Here is a 22,916-nt window from a genome sequence, read left to right on the forward strand (position 1 = left end):
GCCCACATAGTTGCGGGAATGCTACCAGCCTCGGCGCGTTCGTTGCGGGCACAGTTCGCATTTCTCGACCCCGCGCACGGTTTCGTGAACTGCCTCCTTGACGCCGGCCAGGCCGGCGGCTGGAATGCCCGCAAATCTACTGGAGCACGCCTCTTGACCCGCCCCACGCCGCCGCCGGTCTACTGGCTTCTCGGCCTGCCTTTCGACGCCGTGGACCTGGACGGCGCCGCGCGGCTGATCCGTGACCATGCCCGGACCGGCAGCCGACTGGTCTTCGCCACGCCGAACCTGAACTTCCTGCGCAGCAGCCGCGAGCGGCCGGCCTTCCGCGACGACGTGCTACGGACGGACCTGTCCCTGGTCGACGGCATGCCGCTGGTCTGGCTCGGCCGGCTGGCCGGCATCCGGTTCACCGAGCGGGTCGCCGGCAGCAGCCTGGTCGAACGGCTGGTCGAGCCGACCGAACCCGCCGAACGCATCCCGACCTTTTTCTTCGGCGCGGAAGACGACGCTGCCGAGCGCGCGCTGGCGCGGGTCAACGACCCGCCCTCGGGCCTCCGCGGCGTCGGCGCGCTCAATCCGGGGCACGGCAGCGTCGAGACCCTCAGCGCGCCCGGCGTGATCGAGGCGATCAATCGAAGCGGCGCCGTGTTCCTCGTGGTTTCCCTTGGCGCGGTCAAGGGGCATGCCTGGATCGAGCACAACCGGGACCGGCTCAGGCCTGCTGTCATCAGTCACCTGGGCGCGGTCGTCAACTTTCTCGCCGGCACTGTCAGGAGGGCGCCGGCGTTGCTGCAGAAGCTCGGGCTGGAGTGGGCCTGGCGGATGGCCCAGGAACCCCGGCTCTTCAGCCGCTATTTTGGGGATGGCCTGTTCCTGCTGCGGCTGCTGGTGAGCGCGGCCGTCCCGATCTGGCTGCAGGAAAGGCGCCTGGCAGCGCCAGGCCTCGAGATCCCGCCTTCCACAAGCTGCGGAAAATACTGGGTTTTCAGGCCACGAGGCTCGATCACGGCGAACAATCTCGACCTGCTCGCGTCAGTCTTGGAGAAGGCCCAGGGCGACGAAACGACCGGGGTGGAACTCGACATGCGCGGTGTTGACTACCTGGATGCCCGGGCGCTGGGCTACCTCTACGCGCTCCGCCACCGGCCGGGGGCGCCCTGCCGACCGCGAGTCACGGGGATCAACCCGCGCCTCGCGCGCCTCGTGCGGCGCCAGCACGCCGAGTGTCTATGGGACGACCCGACCCAGCTGTCATAAGCCGGTCGAAAATGCGAACACCGTCTCAGCAAGATCACCGTAACCCGTTCAAACTTCAATAACTATCGGATTACGAGTAAGCTTGCCGGCCCGGTCATGGAAGGTCGGCTTGCGGCCATCAGGGGAAGAAATGCTTACGGTTCTTGTTACCGGCGGCGCCGGCTTCATCGGCGCCAACACCGTGCGTCACCTCCTCGACGCCACCGATGCCCGCGTGGTCAACCTCGACAAGCTGACCTATGCCGGCAACCTGGAGAGCCTGGCGGACGCCGCCGACTCCCCCCGCTACGCCTTCGAGCAGGTCGATATCTGCGAGGCCGCCGCCCTGGGGGAGGTCTTTCGCCGCCACGACCCCGATGCCGTCATGCACCTGGCCGCCGAGAGCCACGTGGACCGTTCCATCGACGGCCCCGGCGCCTTCCTCGACACGAACGTGGTCGGCACCGGCACGCTGCTTGGCGCAGCGCTCGATCATTGGCGGGGCCTCACCGGTCCCCGGCGCGAGGCCTTTCGCTTCCTGCACGTATCCACTGACGAGGTCTACGGCGACCTTGGCCCGGACGGCCCGCTGTTCACCGAGACCACGCGCTATGCGCCCAGCTCGCCCTATGCCGCAACCAAGGCCGCCTCCGATCACCTGGTGCGCGCGTGGCATCGCACCTACGGGCTCCCGGTGCTGATCACCAACTGCTCCAACAACTACGGCCCCTGCCAGTTCCCGGAGAAACTGATCCCTCACATGATCCTCAACGCGCTGGCGGGCAAGCCCCTGCCGGTCTACGGCGACGGCCGCCAGGTCCGCGACTGGCTGTACGTCGAGGATCATGCCCGGGCGCTGTGGACCGTGCTGGAACGCGGCCGGGTCGGCGAGACCTACAACGTCGGCGGCTGCAACGAGGTCATGAACATCGACGTGGTGCGCCGGATCTGCGCGCTGGTCGCCGAGCATGCGCCCGAGACCGCCGCGGCCCGCCCGCTGGAGGACCTCATCACCTTCGTCAAGGACCGCCCCGGCCACGACACCCGCTACGCCATCGACGCCTCGAAGATCCAGCGTGAACTCGGCTGGGAGCCGCAGGAGACCTTCGAGACCGGCCTCGCCCGCACGGTGCGCTGGTACCTGGACAACCGGGACTGGTGGCAGCGGGTGCTGGACGGCAGCTACCGGCTGGAGCGCATCGGCGCCGGCACGGGAGACGCCGCATGAGCCGCAAGGGCATTATCCTCGCCGGCGGCTCCGGTACCCGGCTCCATCCCGTCACCCTCGGGGTCTGCAAGCAGCTGCTGCCGATCTACGACAAGCCCATGATTTATTACCCGCTTAGCACCCTGATGCTGGCGGGCATCCGCGAGGTCCTGGTGATCTCCACGCCCCAGGACAGCCCCCGCTTCGCCCAGATTCTCGGTGACGGGTCCCAATGGGGCATGCGCATCGAGCACGCGGTGCAGCCGAGCCCGGACGGGCTGGCCCAGGCCTTCATCATCGGGGCTGACTTCATCGGACCCGATCCGAGCGCGCTGATCCTCGGCGACAACCTGTTTTTTGGCACCGGCCTGACCGGCCAGCTGAAGGCCGCCGCAGCCCGGACCGAGGGCGCCACGGTGTTCGCCTACGGCGTCGCCAACCCGAGCGCCTTCGGCGTGGTGGCCTTCGACGAGGAAGGCCGCGCCACCTCGATCGAGGAGAAGCCGGCGAAACCGAAGAGCCGCTTTGCCGTCACGGGCCTGTATTTCTACGACAACGAGGTGGTGGGAATCGCCCGCGACCTGAAGCCCTCGCCCCGCGGCGAGCTCGAAATCACCGACGTCAACAGCGCGTACCTGGCCCGCGGCCGGCTGGACGTGCAGCGCATGCAGCGCGGCATGGCCTGGCTCGACACCGGCACCCACGACTCCCTGATCGAGGCTGCGCACTTCATCCAGACGTTGGAAAAGCGACAGGGACTGAAGGTCGGCTGCCCGGAGGAGATCGCCTGGCGGCAGCGCTGGATCAATGATGAAGAATTGCTGGCACTGGCGAAGCCTCTGGCCAAGAGCGGCTACGGCGACTACCTGCGCGAACTGGTGGAGCTGGGCGCGTGAACGTCACCCCCACCCGGCTGCCCGGCGTCGTCGTCATCGAACCGAAGGTCCACGGCGACGAGCGCGGGTTCTTCCTGGAGACCTTCTCGGTGGAGCGCTACCGGGAGGCGGCGGGGATCGACCTCACGTTCGTGCAGGACAACCATTCCCGCTCGCGTCGCGGCGTCCTGCGCGGATTACACGCCCAGAAGCAGCACCCCCAGGGCAAGCTGGTGCGCTGCGCGCGCGGCGAGGTTTTCGACGTGGCGGTGGACATCGACCCGGCGTCGCCCACCTTCGGCCAGTGGGCCGGCGTCACGCTGTCCGATACGAATCACCGGCAGTTCTGGGTCCCGCCGGGCTATGCCCACGGCTTCGTCGTGCTCTCCGAGGTGGCCGACTTCGAGTACAAGTGCACCGATTACTACCACCCCGAGGACGAGATCGGGGTGCGCTGGGACGATCCGGACGTCGGTATCGAATGGCCTCTGGCCGTGCCGCGGCTGTCTGCCAAGGACGCAGCCCTGCCGACGCTCAAGGAACTGGCGGCCTCGCTATGAGCATCATCGTCCTCGGCGCCAACGGCCAGCTCGCCCGCCACCTCCTGGGGACAGTCCCCAGCGCGGAGTTCTGGGGACGGGAGACCCTGGACGTAGCCGATGCCGAGGCGCTGGAGGCGCGCCTGGTCGAGGCGGCGCCCCGCGCCATCATCAATGCCGCCGCCTACACCGCCGTGGACCGGGCCGAGTCCGAGCCCGTCGAAGCCTGGCGGGTCAACGTCGAAGCGCCGGCGGCGGCCGCCCGGGCCGCCCGTCGGCTCGACGCCGCGCTGGTGCACGTTTCGACGGACTATGTGTTCGACGGGAGCGCGAACACACCCTATGCCGAGGACGCGCCGACGTGCCCGCTCGGCGTCTACGGCGCCAGCAAGCTCGCCGGCGAACTCGCCGTCCGCACGATCTGCCCGCGCCACTGGATCCTGCGCACCAGCTGGGTGTTCAGCGAGTACGGCCACAATTTCATGAAGACGGTCCTGCGGCTGGCCGAAAGCGGTAACCCGCTGCGGATCGTGGCCGACCAGCTCGGCCGGCCGACCTATGCCGGCCATCTCGCCGAGCTGATCGCGGCGCTAGACCCGGCCGGGGACAGTCCCCAACTGCCGTATGGGACCTGGCACGCGACCGGCGGAGAGATCGCCAGCTGGCACGGCTTCGCGCAGCGGATCGTGGCGCGCGCCGCCGCCCTGGGCCTCCTCGCCGAGGCGCCCGAGGTGATCCCCATCTCGACGGCCGACTACCCCGCGCCCGCCCGCCGCCCGGCTTACTCGGTGCTCGCGCCGAGTGCCGCGATCGCCGCGCTGGACGGGACGACATTCGACTGGAACACGGGACTGGAACGGGCGCTGGCCGCCCTGGCCGGGGCCGCGGAGGCAGTGACGCCATGACGGAACCCGTCAACCTGAACAACGACCTGCGGCTGGCCGTGATCGCGGCACTGCAGCGACTGTTGCCGGCGGTCCTGGTCGTCCTGCTGCTGTACCTGGTCGCCGCCCTGCAGGGCGAAGCGTTCACGCCGCCCTACCGCGCGCTCGCGGTGGTCGCAGGCGGGTTGAGCCTTCTGCTGCTGAGAGTCCGTCGCAACGGCCGGCCGCTGATGCTGACCCCGCTCGCCGAAATCTCCGTAAAACTGGTCGGGCGTTGGCTCGGCATCGTGGCGCTGCTGCTGCTCGGCGCGTGGCTGGCCGGCGTCACGGGCTTCTACAGCCCGGGAACGGTCTTCACCTGGCTGACCTGCGCGCCGCTGGTTTTCGTTCCTGCTGCCCTCGGGCTCCACGAGATCAAGCGCCGCCTGATCACCGCGGACAATAATGTCCGTACCGCCATTTGCGCGGGCGTGACGCCGCATAGCGTACACCTTGCCCGCCAGCTCGAAACCCATCCGGAACTGGGCGCGCGCTTCGTCGGCTTCTTCGACGACCGCAGCGCGGATCGCCTCGAGGCCACCGAGCCCTTCGACATCCTCGGCGGCCTGGCCAGCCTTGGCGACTACGTGCGCGCCAACCACGTGGACGTCATCTTCATCGCCCTGCCCATCCGGCACCTCGAGCGGGTGATGAACCTGATCGACGACCTGCAGAACACCACGGCATCGATCTATTACGTGCCGGACGTCTTTGTCTTCGACCTGATCCAGTCGCGCCCGGGGGAGATCCTCGGCACGCCGGTCATCTCGATGTGCGAGACGCCGTTCCAGGGCTCGAAGGGCGTGGCCAAGCGGCTCACCGACATCGTGCTGACTGTCTTTGCCATGATTCCGGCACTGCCGGTCATGGCCGTCGTGGCGCTGATGGTCGCGCTGACGTCGCGCGGCCCGGTGATTTTCAAGCAGCGCCGCTACGGCCTCGACGGCCACGAGATCGTGGTTTACAAGTTCCGCACCATGCGGGTCCTGGAAGACGGCGACGAGGTCGTGCAGGTCTCGCGCGTCGACCCCAGGGTGACGCCGGTCGGGCGCATCCTGCGCACCTTCTCGCTGGACGAGCTGCCACAGCTCTTCAACGTGCTGCAGGGGCGCATGAGTTTGGTAGGCCCCCGGCCCCACGCCGTGAGCCACAATGAGCAGTACCGCAAGCTGATCAAGGGGTACATGCTGCGCCACAAGGTGCTGCCCGGCATCACCGGCCTGGCGCAGGTCAATGGCTGTCGCGGCGAGATCGAGAAACTCGAGGACATGGAGCGGCGCGTAACCTACGACCTCGAGTACCTGCGCCGCTGGTCGCCGCTGCTGGATCTTCGAATCCTGCTCCTGACCGTCGTCCGGGTGTTCAAGGACACCAAGGCCTACTGACCTGGGTGCCGCTTAGAACCGGGCCTCGACGAACAGCGACACGCGGTTAACGTCGTAGTCGAACTCGACGTCCGAGTCGCGGCTGAAGCGCGACACCGAAAGCACGCCCGACACGGTGCGCGTCAGGGCACGCGTCAGGCTCAGCGTCAGCTCCGCCAGGTCGTCCTCGCGCTGGACGCCGCCAAAGGACCGCCGCTCCCACTCCGCCACGCCGCCCAGGACCATGCGCGGCCCCAGCTGCCAGTCGTAGGTGACGCCCAGGCCCTGGTTGCGCTCGACGTCGCCCGAGCCGTCCTGGTAAACACGCTCGTCGTAGAACAGCCGCAGTCCCAGGGTGGAGCGCGCCAGCTCGTAGCTCGCCAGCCCCGCCAGCCGCTTCAGCAGGAACACCCGGGTATCGAGGCTCGGCAGGCCGCCGGGCCGGAACCCGGGCTGGAACACGCCCTCGTCCCCCAGCACGCCGCTCGAGGTGGTCGGTTCCTCGGTGTAGTCCACCGCGAGCTCGCCACGGGAGCCGCGCCGGCTCCAGTGCAGCTCGTAGGCGGTGCCGTAGAAACGGTCACCCACGCGGGCCGCCAGCGACTGGAGCTCGCTCGGCTGCCACTCGACGCCGACATACCAGAACGACTCGTCCAGGCCGCCGGCGCTGCGGTCGGTGACGAAGTCGGACTCCTGGCCGGCGGTCGCGGTCAGGCGGGTCCGCAGCCCGACCGGCACGCCGAGGTCCAGGGCCACCCGGTCGTAGGCGAAATCCTCGGCCGTGTCGAAAGAGGTGGTCTGGGTGCTGCCGGCCACGCGCCAGCTGAAGCCCCGGCGATCGGAGGGCGAGCCCAGCGCAGCTGAGAAGGCGTTGATGCTCGAGTCCTCGAGGTCGAAGGTTGCGTCATCAAAGTTGCTGTAGCGCACGCCCTGGTAGCTGTACTGCACCAGGCTTTCGCCCCAGCCGCCCCAGCGGCCGATGTGATAGGGGCTGAGGGCGTAGACGAAGGTGTCCGCGCGATTGCCGGTATCGAACAGGTTGCTGTCGGCCAGGCTGCGGGCCGGGTCGATGTTCTCCTGGTCGAAGCGCAGGTAGCCGTCGACGAACAGGCTGCGCTCGGCGAGCTCGTAGGTCCCGCGGCCCAGGGCCTGGTGGTAGATGTCGTCGAGGTCGCTGCGGTCCGAGAACCAGACGCCCTGGGCCTCGTAATCCAGCTCCGCCTCGAGCCGGGGCCCCTCGCCGACCAGGCTGAAGCCGGGCCGGAGCTCGGCGATGGTCTCCGACTCCTCCAGCCCGCTGGGAGCGAGGTTGACGTTGTCCAGCCAGGTCGCGCCCACGGCCACCCGCGGCTCGAACTCCCATTGTGCCGCCTGGACGGTCGTGGCGCTGCACAGCGCCGCGACGGCCAGCGCCAGCGCAGTGCTACTGCTCTTCCGGCGGTTGCTCGGGCTTGTCTCCGTAGCCATAACCATAGCCTCCGTAATATGCGCTCTTGGCCGCTACCCGGCTCTTGTTCAGGATGGCGTTCACCGGCGTCTGCTCGTCGATCAGCGAGAGCGCATTGCGCACGTCGTCGCGCGCGGTGCTGTTCTCGGCGATGACCAGCACCACCTGCCCGACCGTCGCCGCGATTGCCTGCGCCTCGGTCGCCGCCAGCATGGGCGGCGAGTCGAACAGGATGACCCGGTCGGGATAGCGCGAGGCCAGTTCCTCGCACAATCGGCGCATGCGCTCGCTGGCGAGGAGCTCGGTGGCATGGGCGTTCCAGCGCCCGGCCGGGAGCGCCGTCAGCCGCGGGATGTCCGTGCGCACCAGCACGTCTTCAAGCGGCGGCGGGTCGTCGCCGAGCACGTCGAGCAACCCGGGCTCCTGGTCGATCCCGAACAGGCGGCTGATGTGCGGCTTGGGCACGTCGCCGTCGACCAGCAGCACGGTGCGATCGCGCTCCGTCGCCAGGCTCAGGGCCAGGTTGATACAGGTGTGGGTCTTGCCCTCGCCGGAGACGGCGCTGCTGACGAGGATCAGGTTGCCCTTGTCGATCTTCGTGGCGCCGATACCGAACGCGTGCGCAATCAGCGGCCGCTTGATGCGGCGGTACTCGTCGGCCATTCGGCGCTGGTACTCGTCCGGCGCGAGGAAGCCTTCCTCACGCAGCCGCTGGCGATCGATGGACACCAGTTTGCCGCGCCGTGTTGTGGCGGGCCTCGGCAATGTCGGCGCCGCTTCGGCAACCGCCGGGGTGGCCACGACCGTGCTTCCGGAGGGCGATACTTCCGGCGATGGTGGCTGCGTCGGGGGCGAGTCCGCGGGGTCGAGCCGCCCCAGCGGCACCATGGTCTCTTCCTGCTGCTTCAGGCGCTGGAGGGCCTTTTCGATGAAACTCATCCCCTCAGACCTCCAACCAGGTCCACCGCCCAGGGCATCGCCAGGATGACGATCCCGAACAACACGGCCAATGCGGCAATGCCAACGAGGAATACCCCCTCGGCCGCCCGTCGCCTTCGGAGCGCTCGTGGCGTCCAGGCCATGGATACAGCGCCGAGCACCGGGACCTGCAGCTCCTGGTAGATCGTATCGGGGGACACATAGACGGGTTTCAACATGTGCAGCAGGTAAGCCGAGACGGCCCCGGCGCCCAGCGACCCGGCAAGTACAACCACCAGCAGGAAAAACCGCTTCGGCGCCACCGGCACCCCGGGCGCCAGCGGCGGCTCGATCACGCGGAACACCAGCTGGCGGCCCTGGCGCTTGCGGTCGATATCGAAACTCAGCTGCTCGCGCCGCTCCAATAGGCCTTCGTACTGGCTCTGCAGTACCTCGTGATCGCGGATCAGGCCGGCATGCTCGGCCTCGAGCTGTGGCGCCACGTCGATCTTCTGCTGCAGCTCGCCGATGCGCTGCTCCAGGTCCCGCTCGCGTGCCTGCAGCTCGGTGACGTCGATCTCGGCCTGGGTCAGCGCGATGCGCACGTTCTCGACCACTGCACTGCCGGCGCCACCCCCGACCAGTGGCCCGAGCTCCTCGCGACGCTGCACCAGCCGCCCACGCAGGGCCTCCAGCGTTTCCTGCGCCGATATTACGGACGGATGCGCGTCCGTATAGACCAGCCGCAGCTCATCGAGCCGCCGCTCCGCCTCCAGTACCTGCGTCTCCAGTTCCAGGAGCCCGGCGCCGCCGTCGCCGCCCTCGCCTTCGCTCGCTACCTGCGCTGCCAACGCGGCCCGCCGCTGGCTCGCAATCTGGAGGTTGGTCTTCACCTCTCGCAACTGCTCCTGCAGCGTGGCGAGCCGGCCAAAAAACCCGCCGCCATCGCCCGGGGCGAGTCCGGCATTACGGCGACGAAAATCGGCAACGCGATTCTCGGCCTGCTCGAGTCGGCGGCGATACTCCGCCATCTGTTGGTCGAGGAACTCCAACGCCTGGAGGTCGTCGCGCAGGTCGCCTTCCACCGAGCGCTCCTGGAAGCTGTTCAGCAGGACCTGCACCACCCGCTCCGCAGTGGCCCGGTCAATGTCGCGATAACTGATGTTGTAGAGATTGGCCTCGAAGCCCTGCCAGCCTCCGGGCTGGACCTGGATCTTGGCCTGCAGCCCAATGATCAGGTTCTCGAGCCCTTGGGGCGTATCCACGCGCAGGTCGAGATCGGTCTCGCGTGCCACTTCTGTCAGGTTGGGCGTCGACAGCAACTGCCGGCGCACGTAGTTCACCTTGGTCTGGGGATCATCGATGCCGGCGCCGAGCTGCATGTTCAGCAGCGGGTCCTCGGTGTCGACGAAGACCTGCGCCCGCGCCTCGTACACGTCGGGCATCATGAGGACATAACCGATGCCGCCGATCCCGATCACCCAGGCGACGGCCATCGCCACCCAGCGGTAACGCCAGGCGCCCCGCAGTTCGGTGATGACCTGGCGGAGGAGCTCGTTCACTAGAAGCGCGCCTCCGGGATGATGATGACGTCGCCGGGCTGGATCTGGACGTTCTGGCGCATGTCGCCGGCATTCAGGAGGTCATCCAGCCGGACGTTGATTTCGACCGTGCCGTCGGCCGTGCGCCGTACCAGCTTGCCGCGGTTGCCGGCGGCGAACTCGCCGAGGCCGCCGACCTGGATCATGACGTCGAGCAGCGTCATGCCGTCGCTGTAGGGCAGCGCCTGGGGGTTGGCGGCCTGGCCGACGACCCGGACCTGCTGCTGGAAGCTGGGCGCCGCCGTCTGGACGATGATGTTGACCGTCGGCTGGCGGATGTACTTCGCCAGGACCTCTTCCATGTCGCGGGCCAGCGTGGTCGGGGTCTTGCCGGCCGCGATCATGTCCTCGACCAGCGGCGTGGAGATCTTGCCGTCCGGGCGCACCGGCACCTCGGTCGAGAGGTCCGGATGCTGCCAGACGAACACGTTCAGCACCGCCCCCGGGGCGATGATGTAGTCGGTCTCGGCCGCGGGCATGGCGCTCTCGGGCAGCACCGGGCCCGGCCCGGTGGTCCCGCAGCCGGCCAGGGCAGCCGCGGCCGCCAGGCCGAGAATCCAATTTCCAATCCAGGCTCGCATCACTTCACTCCCTGCCCCGCTCGAGGCGATCCAGCAGCTCCTGGGCCGCCTCATGGTAATTGGCTGCGCCCGTATCCGCGAGTACCGCCTGTGCCTCGCGCCGCGCGCCCTCGATATCCCCGGTCTCGGCCAGCACCACCGCATAGCGGTACCGCACGTCGCCGGCCTCGGGCGCGCCGGCCGCGGCCTGGGCCAGCAGCGGCAGCGCCTCGGCGTCGTTGCCCTGCTGGTGCAGCAGCCAGCCCAGCGTGTCGGCGATCATCGGGTCCTCCGGCGCCGCGGCATGGGCGCGCCGCGCCAGCTCGACGCCCCGCGGATCTCCGGCCTCGCCGTACAGCCAGGCCAGGTTGTTCAAAAACAGCGGGTTGTCGGGCCGGATCTCGAGCAGCCGCTCGTATTCGCGCACCGCGGCGGCTTGTTCCCCGATCGAGAGGTAGTAATCCGCCAGCAGGGCCCGGACCGGCACGTCCTCCGGAAATTCTCCCAGCCACGCCAGCAGCGGCGCGGCCGGCTCCGGCAGCTCGCCGAGCCGGCGGGCCTGGAAAATGCCGATCACGGGGCGGTTGCCGGCGCCCTGGCCCTGCGCCGCGGCGAAAGCCTGTTCGGCCTCCCGGTAGCGGCCCTGCGCCAGCAGCAGTTCGCCACGGAGCACCGCGACCTGGGGATCGCCGGCCGGAGCCGCCGCGGCCAGCCGCTCCAGGGCCCGGGCCGCGGCGTCCAGCCGCCCGGACCGACGCTCGACATCGACCAGCGCCGCCAGCATGACCGGGTTCTCCGGCTCCAGCGCCAGCGCATTCACGAGTTGCTCGCGAGCCAGGTCGAGCTCGCCCAGCGCGCCGTGGGCGCGCGCGGCGTTCAACAGGTAGCGCGCCTCGAGCGGGTTGATCTCGTGCGCGCGCCGGAACTGTTCGAGCGCCTCGCGCGGCTGCCCGGTCTCGAGCAGGGTCACGCCCAGGGCGTTGACCGTCGGCGCAGCATTAGGCGCAAGCTCCGCCGCCTCGCGGGCGACCGCCACGGCGTCCGCGGCGCGCCCGGTGGCCACCAGGTACTGCGTCAGGATGAAGCGTGAGCCGCCGTCGGCGGGATCGGCGGCGCGCGCCTGCTCCAGCCGGTCGATGGCCTCGTCGCGCCGGCCCTGCGCCCAGTCGATCTGGGCCAGCGCGCTCAGCGCCGCCGCATTGCGCGGCTGCTGCGCCAGGATGCGCTCGAACTGCGCCACGGCGTCGTCCAGACGGCCCTGCGCCGCCCGCACGCGGCCCAGATTGAAGGCGGCGGCCGCGTTGTCGGGCGCCACCCCCAGGGCCTCTTCGAAGTACGCGGCCGCCTCGTCCAGTTGGCCAGCGTTCTGGAACAGCGCCCCGAGCGCGCCGTACAGGGCGGCGTTGTCGGGGGCCGCTGCGGCCACCTCGGCGGCCAGGGTCCGCGCGGCGGGCAGGTCGCCGCCCTGCAGGTGCGCAGCGATGCCAACGAGGTCAGCCCGCTGGCGCGCCACGCCCTCGCCCGCCTCCACGCGCCCGAGCTCGACCAGGGCCTCGTCGGTGCGCCCGGCCGACATCAAGCTGACTGCCAGCATCACCCGGGTCTCGTCGTCGCCCGGGTCGGCCTCGAGGCGGCGGCGGAAAATGTCCACCGCGGCGTCGGGATCGCCCGCCTGGACGCTCGCCATGCCGGCCAGCGCGGCCACGCTGCGGTCGCCGCCTCCCGACTCGCCCAGCACCGGGTCGAGCGCTTCCAGCGCCCGCTCCGGCGACTGCAGGCCGAGGCGCGTCTGGGCCAGCAGCTTGCGCGCGGCCAGGTTGTTCGGATCGCTGGCGATGGCCCGCTCGAGATGCTGCTCGGCCTGCACCGTCTGTCCGAGGGTCAGGCTGGCTGCGCCGGCCATCATGTGGCCGACGGGGGAATCGGGCTCGGCCGCGAGCACCGCCTGTGCGTACGCCAGGGCCTGTTCGCCGTTGCCCGACTGCAGTTCGACGCGGGACATGAGGTAGTTGGCGATGGGATTGCGCTCGGCCTGCTCCCGCAGGCGCGTCGCCACGGCCCGCGCCGCCTCGAGCTCGCCGGCGGACAGCAGCGCCTCGGCCTCGCCGGCGGCAAAAACGAACTGGCGCCGGCCGCTCGGATCGGTCACGACCGCGGCGCCTTGGCGGAAGGCCTCGACCGCCTCGCCGGGCCGGCCGGCCTGCGTCAGCGCGTAGGCCCGGACCTCCCAGTAGTCGGCGTCGCCGGCCATCGTAGCCGCGGCCTCGTCCAGCAGCACGAGCGCCTCGTCCGGCTGCTGGGCGGCCAGCGCGATGCGTGCCAGCCCGACCTGTGCGCGGCCGGCCAGGTCGGGCGTTCCCCGCAGCGCCTCGAGCGCCCGTGTCGCCTCGTCGACGCGGCCGCTGCGCAGCAGGGCCATCGCGTGCCAGTAGGCCACCTCGGGCTCCACGCCGGTCTCGCCCGGATCGCTGTAGCGCAGCGCCTGCTCGATGCCGCCGGCGCGCACCAGCGACTCGACGAGCGGCAGGCGGAAGGCCTCGACGTCGGCGCCGAGATCGATGGCGCGGAGGTATTCCTTGGCGGCGCTGTCGTAGTCGGCGGTCCGGTACGCGGCCTCGGCCAGCAGGACGCGCGCGTCCACATCGGCGGGGTCCGCCTGCAGCACGTTGCGCAGGTGGATCATTGCCGTGGCAGTGTCGCCGTCGGCCATCGCCGTGCGCGCGGCGTCCACGCGCTCCTCGTCCGTCAGGCGGGCGCCGCAGGCGGTCAGCGCGAGCAGCAGCAGTAGCGCCAACACCAAAGGCGGCCAGGCACTTGCGTGAGGGTTGGAGCGTTGCATCGTTCGATTCACCTCTGTCATGTCTGCGCCTCGGCTGCCGGGACAGTGATCTCGTGCCGCTGCACCAGGTCATAAACGGTCGGCCGCGACACCCCGAGCAGCTTCGCCGCGCGGCTCACATTACCGTCGGCCGCGGCCAGCGCGTCGATCACGGCGCGGCGCTCGGCCTCGTCGCGGACCTCGCGCAGCGTCGGCAGCTTGTGCTGCACCGTGCCCGCCACCAGGCCGAGGTCGTCGGCCGTGACCATCGGGCCGTCGCTGATGGCCACGGCGCCCTTGATGCGGTTCTCGAGTTCGCGCACGTTGCCCGGCCAGGCGTGGCGCTGGATGGCGTCCACGCCGTCGTCCGACAGCCCGCGCAGCTGCTTGTTCATGCCCTTCGCGTGCACGTCGAGGAAATGGCGCGCCAGCACCACGCGGCAACCTTCGCGGTCGCGCAGCGGCGGAATCTTCAGCGTCACTTCGCTGATGCGATAGTACAGGTCCTCGCGGAAGCGGCCGTCGGCGATCAGCTGCTGCAGGTCCTGGTTGGTGGCGCACACCACGCGCACGTCCACCGGGATCTCCTTGCGGCCGCCGATGCGCTCGACCGTGCGCTCCTGCAGGAAGCGCAGCAGCTTGGCCTGCAGCGCCGGCGGCATGTCGCCGATCTCGTCCAGCAGCAGCGTGCCGCCGTCGGCCAGCTCGATCTTGCCGGGCGTCTGCTTGTGCGCGCCGGTGTAGGCGCCCTTCTCGTAGCCGAACAGCTCGCTCTCGAGCAGGTTCTCGGGAATGGCGGCGCAGTTGATGGCGATGAAGCGGTGTTCGGCGCGCGGGCTGAGGCCGTGCAGCGCCTTGGCGAACACTTCCTTGCCGGTGCCGGACTCGCCCAGCAGCAGCGTGGTCACGTCCACCGCCGCGATCTTCTCGACCTTGCGGCAGAGTTCCTGCATCGGCGGACTGACGGCGATCACGCCCTCCAGCGGCGAGCGCGCCTGCTCGCGCGCCAGGCGGCGGTTCTCGGCCTCGAGCTCGTGCAGCGTGAAGGCCCGCTCGACCAGCAGCTGCAGCACGTCCACGTCCACGGGCTTCTGGTAGAAGTCATAGGCGCCGAAGCCGACGGCCTTGAGCGCGTTCTCCGGGGTTTCGTTGCCGGTGACGACGATGACCTTGGTGGCGGGGCGCGTCTGCAGAATTTCCTGCAGCGTCTTGAAGCCCTCGCTCACGCCCTCGGGGTCGGGCGGCAGGCCGAGGTCCTGCAGCACCACCGCCGGCTCGTGGCGGCGCAGCTCGCCGAGCGCGCTCTCGCGATCCTCCGCGACCGACACGTCGTAACCGTCGAAGCACCAGCGGAGCTGCTTCTGCAGCCCGCGGTCGTCCTCGACGATCAGCAGCTTGCGAGCTTCGTCAGCCACCTGGTCCTTCCTCCGTGGCATTGCCGCCTCCTTGCGTCCTGGCGAACGACGGCGCCATGAACTGGCCCGTGTCGCCCGTCCCGTACTCCACCAGCCGCGCCGGGAAACGCAGCTCGAAGCGCGTCCCTTCGCCGGGAGCGCTTCTCACCCGCACCTCCCCGCCGGCGGACTCGACGAACTGGCGCGCCTGGTAGGCGCCGATGCCCATGCCCTTGCTCCCCTTGGTTGAGTCGAAGGGCTTGAACAGCCGCTCGCGCAGGAACGCCTCGTCCATGCCCTCGCCGTCGTCCTCGACGGCCACGACCAGCGCGCCGCCCTCGAGCGTGGCCTCGATGGTCACGCGGCCGCCCGGCGGCGTCGCGTCCTGGGCGTTGGTCACGAGGTGCCCGAGCACGGCCGCGAAGCGCTCGCGGTCCACGCGCAGCCTGAGTGTCGCATCGGCACAGCTTGCCGTCGGCGCCGGGTCGCGGTCTGTGTGCCGGTTCACGATCTCGAGCATGATGCGGTGCACATCGACCCGCTCGACCAGGTTCGCGCCCTGGCCCCGCTTCAGCTGCTCGAGGAGTTTCTGCATGCGGTCCACGGAGTTGGCGACGGTATCGAGGGTGTCGTCGATGAATTCCGGATCGTCCCGGTACTTGGCGGCATTGCGCACGACCAGGGACTGCTGGGCGATGACGTTCTTGAGGTCGTGCATGATGAAGGCGGCGAAGCGGTTGTAGGCCTCGAACTGGCGGCTCTCGGCCAGCAGGCGGTCGGCCTCGGCCTGGGCCAGCACCGCGGCGACCTGCATGCCGGCGATGCGGAACAGGTCGATGTCCTCGTAGCTCAGGTGGCCGACCAGCCGCGGCGAGCGGATCACGACCAGGCCCCAGAGCTGCTCGTCCTTGAGGAGCGGGACGATGAGTGCGGCAGGGCCAAGGTCATCCAGCCAGTTCGGCGCCACGAAGTTCGGGTGGGATTCGGGGTCGTTCCGGGCCTGCGCGAGGTCGATGATCCAGCGGCGGTCGGCGAGGAAGCTGACCAGCAGGTCGTCGGTTGGGAGGTGGTGGGGACAGTCCCGGGGACTGTCCCCAGGAGGGGCGATCTCGGCGGCCAGCACGTAACCGCCGGGCTGGCGGTCGGTGGAGCGGATCCACAGCGCGCCGCCGGCGCCGTCGGCCAGCTTGATCATGGCGTCGAGGCTGCGTTGTTCCAGCCCCTCCGCCGGGTTGCCCTCGCTCAGGCGCTGCGTGAGGTTGATCCATTCGCGCCGGTAGTCGTACTTGGCGCGGTAGAAGTGCTTGGCGATGAAGACGCGCAGCTCGGCGCGCGCGCCGGGCGACAGCACGATCCAGCCGAGCAGGATGGCGGCGCCGAAGAAGAAGGCCGCCTGGAGCACGACGCCCCACTCGCCGCCTGCCACGCGCAGGCCGTAGCCGGCCACGGCCATCACCACGAGGTAGACGCCGATGCCGACGAGGCTGGCCGTGTAGAAGGCGACGTGGCGGGAAATGAACACGTCGACCGAGAGCACTTCCTTGCTGCGCCCGGCGGCGAGGAGAATCAGGGGCGCCGCCAGGAAGGCGATGTAGCCGCGGGCGAGCCAGAGCTCGGCGTGGATGCCGCGGAACAGGAGGCCGTGGGAATACAGGAACAGGTCGTAGGCCAGCAGGCCGCCGACGCCGAGGATGAGCGGCAGGACCGGGCGGCGCAGCTCGAGCTTGAGCGCGCGGTAGAACTGCTCGAGCAGCACCAGGCCGGCGATGGCGGTCACGAGGCCGGTGGTGACCAGGGTGCGGATGACCTGCGGGACCGGGTCGGCGGCGGCCGGGAGGAAGATGGTGAGCAGGCCGTAGACGAGCACGAAGGCCGCGGGGGCCAGGCTGGCGAAGTGCTTCGTGAGGCCGGCGACGCCCTGGCCGGCCGGGGTCAGGCGGGCGAGGAAGGCGAGCCAGGCGGTGTTGCGGAGGATCTCGAGGACGCCGACGAGCTGCCAGTGCTGGGGACTGTCCCCAGGGAAGGCGGCGGCGGCGGCCCAGGCGGCGCTGAGGCCGGCGGCGATGACGAGAAGCCCGCCCTGGAGCCGGCCCCGCCAGCTGGTCAGCATCAGCAGCGCCAGCAGGGCGAAGGCGATGGCGGCCAGTCCGTAGCCCAGGGTGCCGATCAGCGTCATGCGTGCCGGGTCCTCTCGGTTAGCCTGTCATTGTCGCTTTGGGTGGTTTTGGGAGTGTGACTTGCGTCGCATTATCGCAAGATTTCTCGACGCTACCGTCGAGTTTGTTGACACCTCTGGGGTCGGACCGACTTAAGTAAATGAAATCCATAGATTTCGGGTCTCCAAACCACCCCCATGGGCGCCTTACGTTACACGAAACCCCTGGTTTCCTGTCGCGTAAGGAGCCCCGCCCCTATGACCCGCGCCAACCGCGTCTACGTCCCCGGCCACGTCTGGCACCTCACCCACCGTTGCCACCAGAAAGACTTCCTGCTCGGCCACCGCGAGGACCGCCGCCGCTGGGTCTACTGGCTGTACCAGGCGCGACGCCGCTACGGCATCTGCGTGCTGAACTACATCGTGACCCGCAACCATATCCACCTCCTCGTGCGCGACCGCGGCGAACGAGAGATCGCCGCGTCCATGCAGCTCGTCGCCGGCCGCACGGCCCAGGCCTACAACCAGCGCATGGGCCGAGTCGGCGCCTTCTGGCAGGACCGTTACCATGCCACGGCGGTGGAGTCGGACGGCCACCTGGTCCGCTGCATGAGCTATATCGACCTGAACATGGTCCGCGCCGGCGCAGTCGCGCATCCGAGCGAGTGGCCCGAGAGCGGCTTCCGGGAGATACAGCGCGGCAAGAGTCGCTACCGGATCATCGACATCCCTGCAGTGTGCCGCCTCACCGGCGCCTCCTCGCCGCGGCACCTGCGCGACCGGCTGCGCCGCTGGACCGAGCATCAACTGGCAGCCGGCCGGTTGCGCCGCGAGCCGGCCTGGACCGAGAGCCTCGCGGTCGGGCCGGGCGAGTTCCTGCGCCGGGTTCACCGAGAACTGGGCGGGCCGAGCCGGGACCGCGAGCTGATCCACGCCGACGGCCTGACCTGCCTGCGCGAGCCGAGTGTGCCCTACGTCCTTGACAGGCCGCCTTACGTGACACAAAAGAGCCTAAACTGTGTCACGTAAGGGCCTTTAAACGGCCTCCTGGCGCCCCAATATCTCGTAGAAACAACTCTCTACGACGGTCCGACCCGGATAGAGCATGGATTTCAAGGACTATTACCAGACCCTCGGCGTCGAACGCACCGCCAGCGCCGACGAGATCAAGCGCGCCTACCGCAAGCTGGCGCGCAAGTACCACCCGGACGTCAGCAAGGAGCCGGACGCCGAGGCGCGCTTCAAGGAAGTGGGCGAAGCCTACGAGGTCCTGAAAGACCCCGAGAAGCGCGCGGCCTACGACCAGCTGGGCGAGAACTGGCAGGCCGGCCAGGAATTCCGCCCGCCCCCGGGCGGCGGCGGCTACTACTACTCTGGCGGCGGCCCGGACATGGGCGGCGCCGAACGCGAGTTCGGCGGCTTCTCCGATTTCTTCGAGGCGCTGTTCGGCCGCGGCGGCATGGCGGGCATGAGCGACGCCGGCCCGCGCGCCCGCGGCTTCAACTTCCGCCAGGCCGGCCCCATGCGCGGCGAAGACCAGCTCGCCCGCGTGCAGATCACCCTGAACGACGCCTACCAGGGCGCCAGCCGCACGCTCGAAGTGCGCGGCCCCGCCGGCGACAAGCGCAACATCCGCGTCGCCATCCCCAAGGGCGTGACCGCGGGCCAGCGCATCCGCCTGGCCGGCCAGGGCCTGCCCGGGGCGAATGGCGGCGCCGCCGGCGACCTGTTCCTGGAGGTGGACTTCGCGCCCCATCGCATCTACGAAGTCGAGGGCCGCAACATCCTCCTGACCCTGCCGGTCACGCCATGGGAGGCCGCGCTCGGCGCGACCATCAACGTGCCCACGCTCGGCGGCCGCGTCGAGCTCAAGATCCCCGCCGGGTCGCAGTCCGGCCGCCGCCTGCGACTCAAGGGCCGTGGCCTGCCCGGCAACCCGCCCGGCGACCAGATCGTGACCCTGCGCATCGACACCCCGCCCGCGGACTCGCCGTTCGCGCGCACCCTCTACCAGGAGATGCGCGAGAAGGTCCCGTTCAACCCGCGCCAAGAGCTGGAGGGCTGACCCATGACCCGCCAGGAACTCGAAGTGCTGATGGGCCAGGTGCTGGACGAGTCGCTGGAGCTCGGCCTGGAGGAGTTGTGCCGCATGGCGCAGGCGGATGAGGCCTTCGTCGTGGCGCTGGTGGCCGAGGGCGTGATTGAGCCGTCCGGCGCCACCCGCACCGAGTGGCGCTTCACCGGCCGCAGCGTATGCCGCACCCAGGTGGCGCTGCGCCTGCACCGCGACCTCGACGTCAACCTGCCGGGCGTGGCGCTGGCGCTGGACTTGCTGGAGGAGATTCGGCGGCTGCGCTGATGGGGACTGTCCCCAGGACCGGTCCTGGGGACAGTCCCCATCACGCCGGCGACGGCAACTCCCCGTCCTCCAGGAACAGCTCGCGCGGGAACTCACGGGTGACGCCGCCGGCGATGCTGATGAACACCACCCGCGCCGCGCCGGTACAGCAGGTCCACTCCTCTCGCCCAAGGATGCGATCGCGCGGCGACAGCGCCGCCGGGTCCATCACGCCCACATTGATGCCTCGCTCTGGATCACGCGCCGACAGGTACTCGAAGGCCTCGACCCCCGCCACGCGCATGGCCGCCCCAAGCGCCTGCGTCGCGCGGTAATCCGCGGGGTCGCGCAAAACGCGCTCGGAGACCGCGAAAGGCGGCGCCTGCAGGCGAATGCCGCGCCGGGTCGCATAGCCCGCCTTGAACACGGAATGCTGCGTGGTCAGCTCGCGGCTCGGCGGGGTCGCCATGCCGGACCAGAACCAGAAGCGGTAGAAGGCCGTCTCGGCGAGCACCGTGCCGAGCTCGCGCGAGCCGTAAAAGATCGACGGTTCAAAGCGGCTGCCGAAGCGCGAGCCGTGCGGCAGCGGCGGGTAGCGGAACGGCGTCTGCAGCAGGTAAGGCATGCCCTCGGAGCCCGCCCGCAGCGGCGGCTTCGAGCGCTCGAGCAGTTCCTCGAGCACCCGCTGCTCGGCGGCCGTGTCCACCAGGCTGTTGGTCGCGACCTGCTCCTGGCTCTCGACACAGCGGAGCAGCGTGCCGCGCAGGCGCCGGAACGGCACGACAGTCGCCTCGTTTGACTGCGCGCCGGGGCCGGCAGCGGCCCGGCAGGCCTCATCCCAGATCCGGCTCATGCGCCCGGCTCAAGGGCCCGGCTCACAACTTGCCGCGCACGGCGTCGAGGTATTCGGTCACCCGGACCAGTCCCTGCACATCCTTCACTTGCTCGCGCGGCACGCCGCCCGTGTGCAGGTTCGCCGTGTTCATCCAGTGGCGCATCACCGCCGCTTCGCCGCCCATCAGGACGAACAGGCTGCGGTAGCAGCGCAGCAGCAGCGCCGCCAGCTGGCCGGGCTTGGAATCGGGATCGATGCGACGGGCCAGCGACGAGCGGGTGCGGCCGATGACCTCCCCGACCTCAGCCTGGCTCAGCCCGAGGGCCTCGCCGGCGTTGCGCAGGGCCTTCGCCAGCACGTCGCCGGCCTCGGGCTTCAGTTCTGGTGCTGCGATGCCCATGGGTTGGCGGCCTCGAAAAGCGTGGCTAATGGTGGATGGATCGTATCATATCGAGCAATTGTGTGAAAATAGTCATATTTGGGGCATGAGGCCGGAAACGCGCGGTGGCGGGGCTCAGGGACCGGTCCCGAGTCCCGGTCCTGGGGACAGTCCCCAAAAGCGTCACACCCGAATGCCGGCCCAGCCCCGCCGCATCCAGAACCAGGTGAACACGCCCGCCATCCCGGCGCGGTAGCCGACCTGCAGGCACCAGATCACGGCGAGCCCGAACCCGAGCACCGGCCCCACCAGGTAGGCCAACGGCAGGAACAGGCCCCACTGCGCCACCACCGCCACCTTCATCACCCGCTTGTTGTCCCCGGCGCCGAGCAGGTTGTGCATCATCACCATCCCCAGCCCCTCGACGGCCATGCCGATGCCGACCAGGCGCATGGGGAAGGTCGCCACGGCCATCGTCTCGGGGTCGTGGATGAAGATGCCGAGCAGCAGCTCGGGCCAGATCGCGCCGGGCAGGCCGAGGAGCGCGAGCGCCACCATGCCGATGCGCGCCACGTCCCAGCCCCAGCGCGCGGCATCTTCCGGGTCGTTGCGGCCGAGCGCCTGGCTGACCAGCGTGGAAGCGGCGAGCCCGAGGCCGAGGCCCGGCAGCAGCGCGACCAGGGTGAGGTTCAGGATCACCGTCGCGGCCGCCATGTCGCGGGTGCCGACCTGGCCGATGATCCAGAAGGTGAGCACGAAGCCGGTGGAGAAGAACAGCTGCTGGATGCCGGTCGGCAGCGACAGTCGCAACAGCGTGGCGACGTGGGCGCGGCTCGGCGCGCGCTGCAGGAAGCTGGCGTCGCGCGCGTGGCGGAAGCCGAGGAAGATGTAGATCGTGAAACCGACGACGGTGGACAGCGCGGAGGCGATGCCGGCGCCCTGCACGCCCAGCGCGGGGGCGCCGAGGTTGCCGAAGATGAGCACCCAGTTGAGGAAGATGTTGCTGGCGTGCATGGCGATCAGCGTGCCCATGTACAGGCGCGGCAGGTCGATGCCGTTCCAGTAACCGCGGAAGGCGAAGTTGGCGCCCATGAAGAACATGGCGAGGACGCGGGCCTGGAGGTAGGGGACGCCCTGCTCGATCACGGCCGGGTCGCTGTTGAGGTAGGGATAGATCGTGGGGATGGCCCAGTATAGGATCGCGGCGAGCGGCGGGGCGACGCAGACGAGGACCAGCAGGCCGCCGTTGAGGGCGACCGCCGTCTGGTCGTGCAGGCCCTCGCCTTTGCGGCGGGCCGCGATGGTCTGGACGCCGGTCGAGAGGCCGAGCAGCAGGGCCATGAACATGAAGTTGGCGAAACCGCCCAGGCCCACGGCGGCGAGGGCCGCGTCGCCGAGGCTGCCGACCATGGCCGTGTCGACCAGGTTCATGATGTTCTGCGAGACCATGCCGCCGACGATCGGCAGCGCCAGCAGCAGGATCCGCTTTCCCCTCGGGTCGGACCACGGCAACACTATGTTCTGCAAGCTTTTTCCTTCGGAAAACCGGCGTCCAGTGGCCCTTGCGTGACAGGAAATGCCGGGTTTCGTGTCATGTAAGGCGAGTCTCGCAGTTCCCGGCCCGGAACTACATACACCAATGGTCGCTTACGCGACATGAATCCGCGGGTTTTGTGTCGCGCAAGCCCGTTTCGAGCCGCGTTTTTGAACGATTTCTTCTAAATAACAATTAGTTGGGGCGGTCCGACCAACCCGGCCATCCTACCCGCGTCCGCCCGTGGGAACTTCTCAGCCGGATTTGAATCCATAAGGTTCGTACGGAGCGAATCCCCCAACGTTCCCCCAAAATGCGTGTTCCCCCACGCGACCCCTACGGCCCCGGCGTCCAGGATGGACGACCGGGGCTGATTTTTTCCGGGACCGGTCCTGGGGACAGTCCCCGGGACAGTCCCCATATCCGTACTTTCCGTATTGACAATCATTCGCATTAGCAGTCATAGTGCGCTCAAGCCAGCAGGAGTCGAGCCAGCCATGTATGTCTGCATCTGCAAGCGAATCACGGATAACCAGATCCACGAGGCCATCGGCCGCGGCGCCCGCAAGCTCGAAGACCTCAGTCGCGAACTCGGCGTCGCCACCGGCTGCGGCCAGTGCGCCTGCTTCGCCGAAGACCTGCTCGGCGATGCGCCCGCCCCCTCCGGCCCGAACCGGGCCCTGTGCGAACCCGTCCATTCCGACGCCTAGCCTGCCCGCTTTCCGCCCGCGCCACCGCCTCCCGCGCACCGCGCTTGGGGATATGACCGCCGTCCCCGTATAATTCCGGG

At 69.4% G+C, this 22,916-nt stretch carries 20 protein-coding genes; 10 read left to right on the plus strand and 10 right to left on the minus strand.

What is annotated here, in order from left to right; translation table 11 throughout:
• The first annotated feature begins 153 nt into the window (after nt 1-153).
• The 6 genes from G6N75_RS09390 (at nt 154) to G6N75_RS09415 (ending at nt 6,168) form a co-directional block, all read left to right on the plus strand.
• On the plus strand, nt 154-1,260 hold the full coding sequence (locus G6N75_RS09390; RefSeq protein WP_165348090.1) for a WecB/TagA/CpsF family glycosyltransferase: 1,107 nt from the start codon (nt 154-156) through the stop codon (nt 1,258-1,260).
• 130 nt (nt 1,261-1,390) lie between these two features.
• Entirely contained in the window at nt 1,391-2,467 is a 1,077-nt protein-coding gene (gene rfbB / locus G6N75_RS09395) for a dTDP-glucose 4,6-dehydratase (RefSeq protein ID WP_165348091.1), read from the plus strand.
• Nucleotides 2,464-3,342, plus strand: a complete 879-nt coding sequence (gene rfbA, locus G6N75_RS09400) for a glucose-1-phosphate thymidylyltransferase RfbA (protein ID WP_165348092.1) — start codon at nt 2,464-2,466, stop codon at nt 3,340-3,342. Before rfbB ends, rfbA begins: the two co-directional genes overlap by 4 nt.
• Nucleotides 3,339-3,881: a dTDP-4-dehydrorhamnose 3,5-epimerase gene (rfbC, locus tag G6N75_RS09405; RefSeq protein ID WP_165348093.1), complete on the plus strand. Its 543-nt coding sequence runs from the start codon at nt 3,339-3,341 to the stop codon at nt 3,879-3,881. Before rfbA ends, rfbC begins: the two co-directional genes overlap by 4 nt.
• Entirely contained in the window at nt 3,878-4,765 is an 888-nt protein-coding gene (gene rfbD / locus G6N75_RS09410) for a dTDP-4-dehydrorhamnose reductase (protein ID WP_165348094.1), read from the plus strand. The genes rfbC and rfbD overlap by 4 nt, the downstream gene beginning before the upstream one ends.
• On the plus strand, nt 4,762-6,168 hold the full coding sequence (locus G6N75_RS09415; RefSeq protein ID WP_165348095.1) for an undecaprenyl-phosphate glucose phosphotransferase: 1,407 nt from the start codon (nt 4,762-4,764) through the stop codon (nt 6,166-6,168). The genes rfbD and G6N75_RS09415 overlap by 4 nt, the downstream gene beginning before the upstream one ends.
• Before the next feature lie 12 nt (nt 6,169-6,180).
• Here the strand turns inward: G6N75_RS09415 and G6N75_RS09420 are convergent, their stop codons facing one another.
• From G6N75_RS09420 to prsK, 7 genes are read right to left on the minus strand one after another with little or no spacing between them, the layout of a single operon-like run.
• Nucleotides 6,181-7,614, minus strand: coding sequence for a TIGR03016 family PEP-CTERM system-associated outer membrane protein (locus G6N75_RS09420; protein ID WP_165348096.1), 1,434 nt, complete (start codon nt 7,612-7,614; stop codon nt 6,181-6,183).
• Nucleotides 7,571-8,533 (minus strand): XrtA-associated tyrosine autokinase, encoded by a 963-nt coding sequence (locus tag G6N75_RS09425; protein WP_165348097.1) that lies wholly within the window; start codon nt 8,531-8,533, stop codon nt 7,571-7,573. Before G6N75_RS09425 ends, G6N75_RS09420 begins: the two co-directional genes overlap by 44 nt.
• Nucleotides 8,530-10,074 carry an XrtA system polysaccharide chain length determinant gene (locus tag G6N75_RS09430; protein ID WP_165348098.1) on the minus strand — a complete coding sequence of 515 codons (1,545 nt, stop codon included), beginning with the start codon at nt 10,072-10,074 and terminating at the stop codon, nt 8,530-8,532. The genes G6N75_RS09425 and G6N75_RS09430 overlap by 4 nt, the downstream gene beginning before the upstream one ends.
• Nucleotides 10,074-10,694 (minus strand): XrtA/PEP-CTERM system exopolysaccharide export protein, encoded by a 621-nt coding sequence (locus G6N75_RS09435; RefSeq protein ID WP_165348099.1) that lies wholly within the window; start codon nt 10,692-10,694, stop codon nt 10,074-10,076. Before G6N75_RS09435 ends, G6N75_RS09430 begins: the two co-directional genes overlap by 1 nt.
• 4 nt (nt 10,695-10,698) lie before the next feature.
• A complete protein-coding gene (prsT, locus tag G6N75_RS09440; RefSeq protein WP_165348100.1) occupies nt 10,699-13,470 on the minus strand; it encodes an XrtA/PEP-CTERM system TPR-repeat protein PrsT in 2,772 nt (923 codons plus the stop codon).
• A gap of 59 nt (nt 13,471-13,529) precedes the next feature.
• Nucleotides 13,530-14,906 carry a PEP-CTERM-box response regulator transcription factor gene (gene prsR, locus G6N75_RS09445; protein WP_346765515.1) on the minus strand — a complete coding sequence of 459 codons (1,377 nt, stop codon included), beginning with the start codon at nt 14,904-14,906 and terminating at the stop codon, nt 13,530-13,532.
• Nucleotides 14,899-17,061, minus strand: coding sequence for an XrtA/PEP-CTERM system histidine kinase PrsK (prsK, locus tag G6N75_RS09450; protein ID WP_165348102.1), 2,163 nt, complete (start codon nt 17,059-17,061; stop codon nt 14,899-14,901). Before prsK ends, prsR begins: the two co-directional genes overlap by 8 nt.
• A 237-nt stretch (nt 17,062-17,298) precedes the next feature.
• On the opposite strand from prsK, the gene G6N75_RS09455 reads away from it, so the two are divergent.
• From G6N75_RS09455 to G6N75_RS09465, 3 genes are all read left to right on the plus strand, one after another.
• Nucleotides 17,299-18,069 carry a transposase gene (locus tag G6N75_RS09455; protein ID WP_240901042.1) on the plus strand — a complete coding sequence of 257 codons (771 nt, stop codon included), beginning with the start codon at nt 17,299-17,301 and terminating at the stop codon, nt 18,067-18,069.
• A gap of 76 nt (nt 18,070-18,145) precedes the next feature.
• Nucleotides 18,146-19,105 (plus strand): DnaJ C-terminal domain-containing protein, encoded by a 960-nt coding sequence (locus tag G6N75_RS09460; protein ID WP_165348103.1) that lies wholly within the window; start codon nt 18,146-18,148, stop codon nt 19,103-19,105.
• Nucleotides 19,106-19,108: 3 nt separating this feature from the next.
• Complete coding sequence (locus G6N75_RS09465) at nt 19,109-19,399, plus strand: chaperone modulator CbpM (RefSeq protein ID WP_165348104.1); 291 nt, start codon at nt 19,109-19,111, stop codon at nt 19,397-19,399.
• A gap of 40 nt (nt 19,400-19,439) precedes the next feature.
• On the opposite strand, the gene G6N75_RS09470 is transcribed toward G6N75_RS09465, so the two are convergent.
• The 3 genes from G6N75_RS09470 to G6N75_RS09480 form a co-directional block, all read right to left on the minus strand.
• Nucleotides 19,440-20,231, minus strand: a complete 792-nt coding sequence (locus tag G6N75_RS09470; protein ID WP_165348105.1) for an RES family NAD+ phosphorylase — start codon at nt 20,229-20,231, stop codon at nt 19,440-19,442.
• A 22-nt stretch (nt 20,232-20,253) separates the two neighbouring features.
• Nucleotides 20,254-20,613 carry an MbcA/ParS/Xre antitoxin family protein gene (locus G6N75_RS09475; protein WP_165348106.1) on the minus strand — a complete coding sequence of 120 codons (360 nt, stop codon included), beginning with the start codon at nt 20,611-20,613 and terminating at the stop codon, nt 20,254-20,256.
• 162 nt (nt 20,614-20,775) lie between these two features.
• Complete coding sequence (locus tag G6N75_RS09480; RefSeq protein WP_165348107.1) at nt 20,776-22,119, minus strand: MATE family efflux transporter; 1,344 nt, start codon at nt 22,117-22,119, stop codon at nt 20,776-20,778.
• A gap of 504 nt (nt 22,120-22,623) precedes the next feature.
• Here G6N75_RS09480 and G6N75_RS09485 point away from each other — a divergent pair.
• Nucleotides 22,624-22,836 carry a (2Fe-2S)-binding protein gene (locus tag G6N75_RS09485; protein ID WP_165348108.1) on the plus strand — a complete coding sequence of 71 codons (213 nt, stop codon included), beginning with the start codon at nt 22,624-22,626 and terminating at the stop codon, nt 22,834-22,836.
• The last annotated feature ends 80 nt before the right edge of the window (nt 22,837-22,916 follow it).

It is taken from the genome of Thioalkalivibrio sp. XN8, from assembly GCF_011058255.1.
Lineage (GTDB): Bacteria > Pseudomonadota > Gammaproteobacteria > Steroidobacterales > XN24 > XN24.

What these genes read in the sequence shown, in the direction of transcription:
- G6N75_RS09475 (WP_165348106.1), bottom strand. Translation starts at nt 20,613, where the DNA reads ATGGGCATCGCAGCACCAGAACTGAAGCCCGAGGCCGGCGACGTGCTG.
- rfbA (WP_165348092.1), top strand. Translation starts at nt 2,464, where the DNA reads ATGAGCCGCAAGGGCATTATCCTCGCCGGCGGCTCCGGTACCCGGCTC.
- prsK (WP_165348102.1), bottom strand. Translation starts at nt 17,061, where the DNA reads ATGACGCTGATCGGCACCCTGGGCTACGGACTGGCCGCCATCGCCTTC.
- G6N75_RS09465 (WP_165348104.1), top strand. Translation starts at nt 19,109, where the DNA reads ATGACCCGCCAGGAACTCGAAGTGCTGATGGGCCAGGTGCTGGACGAG.
- rfbD (WP_165348094.1), top strand. Translation starts at nt 3,878, where the DNA reads ATGAGCATCATCGTCCTCGGCGCCAACGGCCAGCTCGCCCGCCACCTC.
- G6N75_RS09455 (WP_240901042.1), top strand. Translation starts at nt 17,299, where the DNA reads ATGACCCGCGCCAACCGCGTCTACGTCCCCGGCCACGTCTGGCACCTC.
- G6N75_RS09485 (WP_165348108.1), top strand. Translation starts at nt 22,624, where the DNA reads ATGTATGTCTGCATCTGCAAGCGAATCACGGATAACCAGATCCACGAG.
- G6N75_RS09415 (WP_165348095.1), top strand. Translation starts at nt 4,762, where the DNA reads ATGACGGAACCCGTCAACCTGAACAACGACCTGCGGCTGGCCGTGATC.
- G6N75_RS09435 (WP_165348099.1), bottom strand. Translation starts at nt 10,694, where the DNA reads ATGCGAGCCTGGATTGGAAATTGGATTCTCGGCCTGGCGGCCGCGGCT.
- G6N75_RS09420 (WP_165348096.1), bottom strand. Translation starts at nt 7,614, where the DNA reads ATGGCTACGGAGACAAGCCCGAGCAACCGCCGGAAGAGCAGTAGCACT.
- G6N75_RS09460 (WP_165348103.1), top strand. Translation starts at nt 18,146, where the DNA reads ATGGATTTCAAGGACTATTACCAGACCCTCGGCGTCGAACGCACCGCC.
- rfbB (WP_165348091.1), top strand. Translation starts at nt 1,391, where the DNA reads ATGCTTACGGTTCTTGTTACCGGCGGCGCCGGCTTCATCGGCGCCAAC.
- G6N75_RS09470 (WP_165348105.1), bottom strand. Translation starts at nt 20,231, where the DNA reads ATGAGCCGGATCTGGGATGAGGCCTGCCGGGCCGCTGCCGGCCCCGGC.
- G6N75_RS09425 (WP_165348097.1), bottom strand. Translation starts at nt 8,533, where the DNA reads ATGAGTTTCATCGAAAAGGCCCTCCAGCGCCTGAAGCAGCAGGAAGAG.